The 7,617-nt window shown below is 71.8% G+C and carries 6 protein-coding genes; 2 read left to right on the forward strand and 4 right to left on the reverse strand.

Annotation, left to right across the window (positions count from 1 at the left end; translation table 11 throughout):
• Positions 1–62 precede the first annotated feature (62 nt).
• The 4 genes from ACFVIM_RS30250 to ACFVIM_RS30265 all read right to left on the reverse strand — a co-directional run bounded on the left by ACFVIM_RS30250 (position 63) and on the right by ACFVIM_RS30265 (position 4,579).
• Complete coding sequence (locus ACFVIM_RS30250) at positions 63–971, reverse strand: LLM class F420-dependent oxidoreductase (protein WP_384308002.1); 909 nt, start codon at positions 969–971, stop codon at positions 63–65.
• 401 nt (positions 972–1,372) lie between these two features.
• Positions 1,373–3,856 (reverse strand): ATP-dependent Clp protease ATP-binding subunit, encoded by a 2,484-nt coding sequence (locus ACFVIM_RS30255; RefSeq protein ID WP_384308005.1) that lies wholly within the window; start codon positions 3,854–3,856, stop codon positions 1,373–1,375.
• Positions 3,857–4,107: 251 nt separating this feature from the next.
• Entirely contained in the window at positions 4,108–4,344 is a 237-nt protein-coding gene (locus ACFVIM_RS30260) for a hypothetical protein (RefSeq protein ID WP_384308008.1), read from the reverse strand.
• Positions 4,328–4,579, reverse strand: a complete 252-nt coding sequence (locus ACFVIM_RS30265; RefSeq protein ID WP_384308010.1) for a DUF6400 family protein — start codon at positions 4,577–4,579, stop codon at positions 4,328–4,330. Before ACFVIM_RS30265 ends, ACFVIM_RS30260 begins: the two co-directional genes overlap by 17 nt.
• Positions 4,580–5,269: 690 nt before the next feature.
• Here ACFVIM_RS30265 and ACFVIM_RS30270 point away from each other — a divergent pair.
• Positions 5,270–7,015 carry a VanW family protein gene (locus ACFVIM_RS30270; protein WP_384308013.1) on the forward strand — a complete coding sequence of 582 codons (1,746 nt, stop codon included), beginning with the start codon at positions 5,270–5,272 and terminating at the stop codon, positions 7,013–7,015.
• Between the two features lie 260 nt (positions 7,016–7,275).
• Positions 7,276–7,461: a hypothetical protein gene (locus ACFVIM_RS30275; protein ID WP_384308016.1), complete on the forward strand. Its 186-nt coding sequence runs from the start codon at positions 7,276–7,278 to the stop codon at positions 7,459–7,461.
• Positions 7,462–7,617 lie beyond the last annotated feature (156 nt).

Here is a 7,617-nt window from a genome sequence, read left to right on the forward strand (position 1 = left end):
GCCCTCCGGTCCGCGCGGGTGGTGGCCCCCTGAAACGGGGGGGGCCGTGCGGCCCGCGCGGCTCAGCCGAGGAGGGCCGGGGCGAGGGTGACCAGATCGGGGAGGGGGTTGTCGAACGGCGACTCCCGCAGCACCTGGACGCACACATGGTCGGCGCCCGCCTCGTGGTGCGCCCGGACCGCCGCGCGGATCGCGCTCTCGTCCCCCCAGGCCACCAGCGCCTCCAGCAGCCGGTCGCTGCCCTCGCCCGAGCAGTCCTCGTCGGTGAAACCCAGCCGCTTGAGGTTGTTGAGGTAGTTCGGGAAGCGGAGGTAGAAGGAGAGCCGGGTGCGGCCCCAGCGCAGCGCCGTGGCACGGTCGGGGGTGAGGGCGACGTTCTGCTCGACCGCGAGCAGGCGGTCGGGGCCGAGGATCTTACGGGCCTGGGCGGTGTGCTCGGGGGTGACGAGATAGGTCAGGGCACCCTCCGCCTTCTCCCGGGCGAGTTCGAGCATCCGGGGGCCCAGCGCGGCGAGGACCCGGGGCGGGCGGGGCAGTTCGGCGCCGTGCCCGGTATAGGTGGCGGTGTCCAGCGCGTCGAGATAGGCGGCCATGCGCGTGAGCGGCTTGGCGTAGATCCGCCCCTCGGCGCGTAGGGAGTCGACGAGCGGGGCGTGGCTCACCCCGAGACCGGGCAGGAAGCGCCCCGGATGCATCTCGGTCAGCGTCCGGGCGGCGGAGTTGGTAGCGACCGCGTCCCTGGCCCAGATGTTGGCGATACCCGTCGCCGCGACCAGACGGGAACTGGCGCCGAGGATGGTCTGGGCCTGGGTGAAGGTCTCACGGCCGGTGGACTCGCTCCACCACAGGGCGCCGTAGCCGAGCCGGTCGATCTCGGCCGCGGTCTCCCGTACGGCCGTGACCGGGAGGTGGTCGAGACCGCGGAACACACCGACGGGACCGGTGTCCGGGAGGGGCTGATGTGCTGTCATGGCGACCTCCGTACGGGGAAGCGGCCACCGCGTCGAGCACGGCGGGACCGCGCTGATGGCGGTCACCCTAGCGGGAGCCCTGGGGCGGGGGGAGGCCGCGAGGCGCCTGGGGGGCGGCGGGCTGGAGTGGTGCTGGGCCGAGGCACCGACCATCGCTGGAGCGGGGCTGGGGGAGCGCTCGGGAGCGGCTCGTGGCCGTGGGCGGTCGTGCGACGCCCCCGGCCGGGCGAGGCCGGGGTCTGCCGGACCTACGCCAGGCGGAACCGCCGGGGCGGGTCAGCGCGGCCTCCTACGCACAGGGCGGTCTGAACGCGCGCCGTACCGCCTTGGCCGCGCGCCCGGACTGTCCGGCGTCGTCGGCCGTCCGGGAGGTACGGTCCCCGCCGGGCGAGTCCGGCGAGTCAGCCCGTGGAGTCCGGAGTCTCCGACGGCTTCAGGGTCAGCGTCAGTTCGCCGTCACTCGCGTCCGCGAGGACCGTGTCACCGGGGCTGAGCGTGCCGTCGAGCAGCATCGTGGAGAGACGGTTGTCGAGTTCCGTCTGGATGGTCCGGCGCAGCGGACGCGCGCCGAACTCGGGCTGGTAGCCCAGATTGGCCAGCAGCTCCTCGGCGGGCTCGGTGACCTCCAGGGCGACATGCTGGGCGTGCAGACGGCGTCGGGTGCCCTCCAGCAGGAGATCCACGATCCGTACCAGATCGGCCCGGGTCAGGGCGTGGAAGACGATCACCTCGTCCACGCGGTTGAGGAACTCCGGCCGGAAGTGCGCCCGCAGATCGCCCATCAGGTCGTCGCGGATCTCGTCCACGTTCCCGTGGTGCTCCAGGATCCGCTGCGAGCCGATGTTGCTGGTCATGATGACCACGGTGTGGCGGAAGTCGACGGTACGGCCCTGGGCGTCGGTCAGACGGCCGTCGTCCAGCACCTGGAGCAGCAGGTTGAAGACATCCGGGTGGGCCTTCTCGACCTCGTCGAAGAGGACGACGCTGTACGGCTTGCGGCGCACCGCCTCGGTGAGCTGCCCCGCCTCCTCGTAACCGACGTACCCGGGCGGGGAGCCGACGAGCCGGGAGACGGTGTGCTTCTCCTGGAACTCGCTCATGTCGAACCTGACCATTCGGTCAGCGCTGCCGAAGAGCAGCTCCGCGAGCGCCTTGGCCAGCTCCGTCTTGCCGACGCCGGTGGGGCCGAGGAAGAGGAAACTGCCGGTGGGGCGGTCCGGATCGCCCATGCCCGCGCGGCCACGGCGTACGGCCTGGGCGACGGCGGTGACCGCCTCGTCCTGGCCGATCACCCGCTCGTGCAGGGTGTCCTCCAGCTTCATCAGCCGTTCGCGCTCGGTCTCGGTGAGCTGGGAGACGGGGATACCGGTGCGTGCGGAGAGCACCTCGGCGATGTCGTCGGCGGTGACGCTCATGGTCTGTTCGCGCTCCGCGCCGACCTCGGCCAGCTCCTGTTCCGCCGCCCGGATCCGCTCCTTGAGCCGGCCCGCCCGCTCGTAGTCCTCGGAGCTGACGGCCTCGTCCTTCTCCCGGCGCAGCTTGGTGAGACGGCCCTCCAGTTCGGTGGCCCCGGTGGGGCCGCCCAGGGTGCGCAGCCCCACCCGCGCCCCGGCCTGGTCCATCAGGTCGATGGCCTTGTCGGGCAGGAAACGGTCGGTGAGGTAGCGGTCGGAGAGCGCCGCCGCCGCGTCCAGCGCCTCGTCGGTGAAACGCACCTGGTGGTGCGCCTCGTAGGAGTCGCGCAGCCCGCGCAGGATCTCCACGGTCTCGTCCACCGTCGGCTCGGGCACCATGACCGGCTGGAAACGCCGTTCCAGGGCCGCGTCCTTCTCGATGTGCTTGCGGTACTCGCTGATCGTGGTGGCGCCGACGACACTGAGGTCACCACGGGCGAGCGCGGGCTTGAGGATGTTCCCGGCGTCCATGGCGCCCTCCCCGCCGCCGCCCGCCCCGACCACGGTGTGCAGCTCGTCGATGAAGAGGATGACGCTCTTGTCGGCGGCGGTGACCTCGTCGATCACCTTCTTCAGCCGCTCCTCGAACTCGCCCCGGTACTTGGACCCGGCGACCAGTCCGGGCAGGTCCAGTTCGACCACCCGCCGGTCGCGCAGGGACCTGGGCACCTCGTCGCCGATGATCCGCTGCGCCAGGCCCTCGACGATGGCGGTCTTGCCGACGCCGGGGTCTCCGATGAGTACGGGGTTGTTCTTCGTGCGCCGGGACAGCACCTCCACCGTCTGCTCGATCTCCTCCGCACGTCCGACGACGGGGTCGAGCCGCCCGGCGCGCGCCTCCTCGGTGAGGTCACGGCCGTACTGGTCCAGGGTGGGCGTCTCACCGGCGCCGCCGGGCTGACCACCGGGGGCGGGCGCGCCACCGGCGAGGCCGTCCGGGGGGAACCCGCCAGTGGCACCAGGGGCACCGGCGGCCCCCGTGAGTCCGGAACGCGGATCGCCCGCCAGCGCGGCGAGGATGTGCTCCGGACCGATGTAGGAGGCTCCGGCGGCCTGCGAGCGGGCGTGCGCCGACAGCAGCGCGCGCTTGGCGGCCGGAGTGAGGGCGGGCTCCCCGTCGCCGGTGCCGGTGGGCAGGGTCCGGGCGACCTCCCCGGCGACCCGGTCGGGGTCGGCGCCCGCCTGCTCCAGCACCTGCCGCCCGGCGGGCACCTGGGTGGCGGCCCACAGCAGATGCGGGAGGTCCAGGTCGGAGCCGTCCTCGGCGGCGCGGACGCCCGCCGCCGCCAGCAGTTCATGGGAGGAGTCGCTGAGCAGCCGTCCGATGGGGACGCGCTGGACGGCGGGTGGGGAGGCCGCCGGGCTCATACCGAAGAAGCGGTTGAACAGATCGGAGAACGGGTCACCGGACCCGAAGGGCGAAGTCGTCACCGCCGGCCATCCCTCCGACGCGCGCCACGCGGCCGGGAGCCGCCCGCGGTCGTCGATGTGCGTGGTTTACCCGGACCCGCACCATTGTTCTCCGGGGCTCAGGCTCCCGCGACCGGAACCCAAGGCTGACGGGGGCCCGTGGCCGAGCGGTGCCGGTGGCTGACGGGGGCGCGCGGCCGAGCGGTGCCGCTGCCTGGCGGGTGTCCCGCGCGACGCCGCCCTGTCAGGACTCGCCTGTCAGGACTTGACTGTCAGGACTCGTCGTTACGGAGGGTCACGCCGGGGCGGGTGTTCAGCGACCACATGTGGGTGCACCCCGGGCACTGAAGGTGCACGACGGGCCCCTTGTTGGAGATCAGATACCGCCAGTGCGCCCCGCAGTTGCGCCGCTGTGCGCAGGTCGCGCAGGAGCGCGCGTCGTCGCAGGAGGGGCAGGCCACCCAGGCCCGGCGGGCGATGTCCGCCTGCGGGTCAATGGGAAGCCGCACGGCCCGGCTCCTCCCCGGTGAGCACACCGGCCGCCACCAGCGCGTCGTAGGTCCGCCGCTGCTCCTCGTCCAGACCTGAGTACAGGAGCGCGTACGCCTCGTCCTCGCCCCGTATGACCTCCACCGGGTCCCAGTCGGGGCCGAGCGCGGCCATGACCTCGGCCCGGCGTCGGGCCTCCTCCAGGGTGAGGTCGATGGTGAAGGAGGTGAGGGGAGCTTCGTGGTCCTGGCACATGGGGATACTTCCGGCGAACGGGGATGACCCATCCAGCTGTACCAGAGGCACACCTGCCAAGGAAGGGTGACCTAAGTCTCCCGTGCGGTGACCGGGCTCCGGGTCCTGGGCCTTGGCCGTTGCGACGCGGGCCGGGAGGCGGTCGACCGGTCCGGCGAGCTGTGAGGGAGTTCACCGGTGGAGGGCCGGGCGGCTCGTCCAGCGGGCGGTGCTGACGGTCGTCCCCGGCGGGACTGACCGCGCCGGGTGGGCCGGGAAGCGGCGGAACCGGGCTGATCCCAGCGGGTTCGGGGCCCGGTGGGACCGAACCCGGGGGACCTGTCGGAATCCCGGCCCCGCACCGTGGGTATGCGGCTACGGTGGGTACCGGTCGCAGCATTCAGCGGTGTGTCACTCCTGGTGACAGGGGTGGTACGGCGGGTTCCGCGAGACCGTTCGGTGACCGGACCCGCTCAGGAACATCAGTACCATCGACAGACAGAAGACCGTCCGGGTTCGTATGCCTTCGTCACGACAAGGCCCCCGGCGGTCGGGCTGTGGTTCTCCAGGGCGCGGTGCTGTCAGGGGGGCGGACGCCGCCTCGCCAGGACTTACCGGGGCTTGACGGGGGTCTCCCTACGATCGGCGGGTTGTCGCGCGTTGACGGGAGACCGGCATGTGCCGGTGACAGCCATCGACAAGGAGGTTTTCGTGCTTCGTACTTCCGGTCCCGCGGGCGACGCTGGGGACGGCCGACGCCGAATACACCCGGCCGCGATAGCGGCGGGGGCGCTCTGCCTCGGTTTCGGCGCTCTGTACGCGGTGGGGCTGCTGGTCGCCGACGGCGAGGTGCCGGCGGGGACTCAGGTACGCGGCGTGGACATCGGCGGACTCAGTGCCGCCGACGCGGAGCGGAAGCTGGAGCGTGAACTCGCTCACGACTGGCCCCGGCCGGTCCAGGTCCGTGTCGGTGACCGGACCGCCACCGTCGATCCCCGAGCGGCCGGGATCACCCTCGACGCCCCGGAGACCGTGGACCGCGCGGCCCGCTCCGGCTCCGATCCCTTCACCGTGATCGGCCGTCTCTTCTCCTCCGGTGACGGCGACGCCGAAGCCGTCCAGCGCGTCGACGACGCCAAGCTCCGCACCGCCCTGACCACCGTGGCGAAGACCCAGGACCGTACGGTACGGGAGGGATCCATCACGTTCCGCGACGGCGAGGCGGTGGCCGTCCCGGGGAGGGCGGGGGAGGCGCTCGACCTCGACCCCGCCGCCCAGGCGCTGCGCTCGGCGGTCGCCGCGGGCCGGACCGGGCCGGTCGAACTGCCGGTGACCGACACCACGCCCAAGGTCGGCGCGGAGGAGGTCAACCGGGCCATGAAGGAGTTCGCCGAACCCGCGATGTCCGCGCCCGTCACCCTGACCGCCGGGACCCGCTCCACCACCATCGGCCCGGAGACCATCGGCGGGCATCTGACGATGAAGCCGGACGCGTCCGGGCGGCTCACCCCCCGGCTGGACGCCAAGGGCCTCGCCGCGGACCAGGACGTCACCGAGGCGCTCGACGAGATAACCGACGAGCCCGTCGAGGGCACCCTGCGTCTCGACGGCGGTCAGGTGGTGCTCGCCCAGGACGGCAAGCCGGGCCAGAAGGCCAGCGCCGACGGTCTGGCGAAGGCCGTGCTGCCGGTGCTGACCCGTGAGGGATCCCAGCGCACGGCCGTGGTGCCGACCACGACGGTCAAGCCCGAGCTGAGCCGGGAGACCTTCCCCTCGCTGGGCATCAAGGAGCGGATGAGCACCTTCACGGTCAACTTCGACCCCGCGCCGTACCGCACCAAGAACATCGGCCGTGCGGTGGAGCTGATCAACGGTTCCGTGGTCATGCCGAAGGAGAACTGGAGCTTCAACAAGACCGTCGGCGAGCGGACCAAGGCCAACGGTTTCGTCGACGGCATCATCATCCAGAACGACCAGTACACCAAGGCCGCGGGCGGCGGTGTCTCGGCCGTGGCGACCACGGTCTTCAACGCGATCTTCTTCGCCGGGGTCAAGCCGCTGGAGTACGGCGCCCACTCCTTCTATATCGAGCGCTACCCGGAGGGCCGTGAGGCCACGGTCGCCTGGGGCAGCCTGGACCTGCGGTTCAACAACGACTCGGGCAACGCGATCTACATCGCCGCCAGTGCCACCGACTCCTCGGTCACCATCAGCTTCTACGGCACCAAGAAGTACGACAAGGTGACGTCGGTCCAGGGCCCCCGCACCGATGTCATCAAGCCCAAGATCCGTAAGGGCCCGGCCGAGAACTGTCTGCCCCAGACACCGCTCGACGGCTTCAACGTCGCCGTGGAGCGGGTGTTCACCTCCGCAGGGTCGGAGGTGAAGCGTGAGACGTTCAAGACCCGTTACGTACCGCGTGACGAGGTGACCTGCGAGTCACCGATCACTCTCTGACCGTATCGGGCCACAGCGGGACCGGTCCGCGATCTGACCAGCCCCGACCAGCCCTGACCTGTCCTTCCGTCGGTGCCGGACCGGCGCGCGGTCGCCCGCGGAACGGGTACGGGACTGTCCACCCGGGGTGCGAAGGGCCCGCCCTCCGCACCCCGGGCGGAGGTATAACGGAGGTAAGGGGTTGCCCTGCCCCACGCCGCCACGGAGCCTTCGGCCCGCGAAGCCCCGGCGGCGCGGGGACGGCACCATATGGCCGGGTGATGTCGATGAGTGACGACGACTTCTACAAGCGCGACCGACCGCCGAACCCGGTGCTGCCGGAGGACCGGCCGAGGGGCGGGGCCCCGGGGGCCCCTGTGCTCGCCCACCGGCCCGGACGGATGGCCTTCGTCATCATCGTGGCCATCGTGGTGGTCATCATCTTCGGAATCATGCTCTTCCCCTGACCGGCCGCCGGGTCTGACCGGCCGGACCGGCCCTTACGGAACCGTAGGGGCGAGACCGGCCCCCACGGAACGGCATGCGCGGGACCGGCCCCACGGGGGAAGACGTCCGCCGCACGCCTCACCACCGCTCCGACAGGAAGGCCGCCTGACGAGGGT

The organism is Streptomyces sp. NPDC057638 (genome assembly GCF_042800315.1).
Taxonomy (GTDB): domain Bacteria; phylum Actinomycetota; class Actinomycetes; order Streptomycetales; family Streptomycetaceae; genus Streptomyces.